This window comes from Natronococcus jeotgali DSM 18795, from assembly GCF_000337695.1.
GTDB lineage: Archaea > Halobacteriota > Halobacteria > Halobacteriales > Natrialbaceae > Natronococcus > Natronococcus jeotgali.
Genome location: NZ_AOIA01000047.1, coordinates 1 through 2,598, shown reverse-complemented (window position 1 = coordinate 2,598; position 2,598 = coordinate 1). Strand labels below are relative to the sequence as shown.

1 protein-coding gene and 1 pseudogene are annotated in these 2,598 nt (G+C 56.9%); one reads left to right on the top strand and one right to left on the bottom strand.

Translation table 11 applies throughout. The features are described 5' to 3' along the window. Positions 1 to 18 precede the first annotated feature (18 nt). Positions 19 to 1,413, top strand: coding sequence for a cation:proton antiporter domain-containing protein (locus tag C492_RS07190; protein ID WP_152424816.1), 1,395 nt, complete (start codon positions 19 to 21; stop codon positions 1,411 to 1,413). A gap of 196 nt (positions 1,414 to 1,609) precedes the next feature. Here C492_RS07190 and C492_RS07185 read toward each other — a convergent pair. Then, a pseudogene (locus C492_RS07185) lies at positions 1,610 to 2,492 on the bottom strand (SLC13 family permease); the annotation flags it as partial. Positions 2,493 to 2,598: the final 106 nt, after the last annotated feature.

Sequence of the window (2,598 nt, the reverse complement as noted above, 5' to 3'; positions counted from 1 at the left end):
GTGAAATCGCCCTGATGTGTGTCGTTTACAACATCAAACGTGCCATCAAACAGTAAAATCCTCCGCCTTACAGCGATTCAACACAGCCGAACTGGCCTTCTACAGCCAGAAATTCGAAACAGTCTCGTTCACGGGCGCATCGCCGAAACCATCCAGTTTGTTCAGGACTTGCTGGCAATCCTCATCATCCTCGTATTGACTGCTGAGACGTTCACTGCCGATTCGATCGCGGCACAGCTGGGGTACGGTGTCGTGCTGCTCGGAGTCGCCATCATCGTCAACCGGCACCTGTTCGGCCTTCTCGAGCGGTTCTCGGATGGCTCCGACGAACTCATGCTCGTCGGGGTCATCGCTCTTCTGATCGCGTTCTTGAGCGCGGCCGAATTCGTCGGCGTCTCGCTTGTCGTCGGGGCGTTCATCGCCGGGCTCGGAGTCCGTCGTGATCCCGCCGAGCACCTCGGGATGCTCAACGGATTGGAATCCATCAAGGACTTTTTCACTGCCATCTTTTTCACCACGCTTGGCGCGCTCGTGACTGTCCCGACCGTTGAAGTAATCCTTGTCGCGACTGTCCTCGCTGCTCTGACGGCGTTCGTCAAGCCTGCCGTCACCATCGCACTCCTCTTGTACACCGGTTACGATGCACGCCCGGCGACACTGACAAGCCTCAGCCTCGACCAGGTCAGCGAGTTCGCGCTTATCATTGCCATCGAGGCGCTGGTACTCGGCATGCTCACGCAACCAGTGTTCAACGCCATCATCCTCGCAGCAGCAGTGACGATGATTACCTCCAGTCTCAGCCGTCACCACGACGAACGCATCTACCGAGTCCTCGCCGACTACGGACTGCTGAAAAGACGGTACAAGAACGTCGACGAACGAAGCGCTGCACCAGACGACGTCTCTGACCACGTTATCATCGTCGGCTACGGTCGGCAAGGCCGGCGGCTCGCCGAGACATGCGAGGCTATCGACCGGTCCTACGTCGTCATCGAGAACGATCCCACCTTGCTGGAGGTGCTGGATATGGAGTGTCCCGCCTACATTTTCGGTGACACGATGGAACAGTACACCTTGGAAAAAGCAGGCATTGAGGACGCACAGCTCATCGTGTCAACAGTCGAGTCAGATCCCCTTTCGAATCGGTTGCTGATGCTTACAGAGGGTCGCAACGTCGATGTAATTCTCCGTGCAGGAACGGTGTCGACGGCCCTCGATTTCCTCGAGCGTGGTGCACTGTACGTCAATGTTCCCGAACTCCTTGCTACCGAGCAACTGGTTGAATATATCGAGGTACTCGCGGCAGGCGACCTTTCGGCTGAGGAACTACGGGAGCAACACCTGGCGGAACTTGAACAGCAACCGGAATCTGGCTATTATACAACAGCTGATGAAATCAAGGCAATACGATGAGAAGCCACCTCTGTCAGGTGGTGAGTCGTGTTCCGTTTTCCTCACCAACAAGCATAATCTGATCAATAATGGGCTTTGGTGAATCGCCAGACCTGATTATTTCTGTATTATATTATCCATCCATTGGTGATGGTTTCATTGAGGAGCACTCGTCGTTCGGCTGCCCTCCCGTCAATCCGTTTTCAGAGTGATCCGCTTACACCCTCCAAAAGAATGCGATGCCGAAGGACAGTAATTATTGAGAGGATCAGTTGTAGTGGCGCGCCGACCCGGAAGTAATCAGTGAACCGATAACCGCCAGGGCTGTAGACGAACAGATTCGTCTGATAGCCAATCGGGCCCAGAAACGCCGTGCTGGCGGCGAACATGACCGCAAAGACGAACGAGAGCGGGTTCGCACCGATGCCCGCTGCCACTGCGGCCGCCACCGGGATAAGCAGGACGACGCTGGCGTTGTTACTAATCAGTTCTGTGATGAGACCGGTTACGATGTAGAAAAGCCAAAGCACCACGAGTGACGGGAGGAAGCCGGCAGTCGAAACGATCAGGAATGCGAGGTACGCCGCCGCACCGGTCTGTTCGAGGGCGATCCCCAGTGGGATGACGCCTGCTAGCAGGAAGATGATGTCCCACTCGACGGTGTCGTACAGTTCGTTCGGTTTGAGGACACCGGTGACAACCATCGCAACGACGCCCGCGAGCGCCGAAATCAAGATGGGGTATAACCCGAGGGTGGCGACAGCGACGACGCCGATCATAATAGCGACCGCGACTGGGGCCTTGTCCGGACGGTACGCCGATCGAGGCGGTTCACGGGCGACGATCACGTCGTCGCGTCTCGAGAGACGATCCAGTGTTTCGGGTGGCGCCTGGACGAGGAGCGTGTCACCGACGTCAAGCCGACGGCCGACGATGCGATCGCCGACGAGCGCGCCATGGTGGCGGAGCCCGAGTACAGCGGCCCCGAACTCCTCGCGAAACGATTCGGGGTTGAGGCGTTCGCCGACTAGTCGCGAGTCGAGTGATACGATCAATTCCGTTATGATTCCCGTCTCGTCCGCAGTGGCCAGTTCTGCAACGGTGTCCGGCTGGCCGACTATAGTAGTCGTTAGAACTTTCCGCTCGGAAGGTGTTGGCGTATGTAATGGACCATCTCGATGAGATCTCCGTCAAAGAACTTCAAGA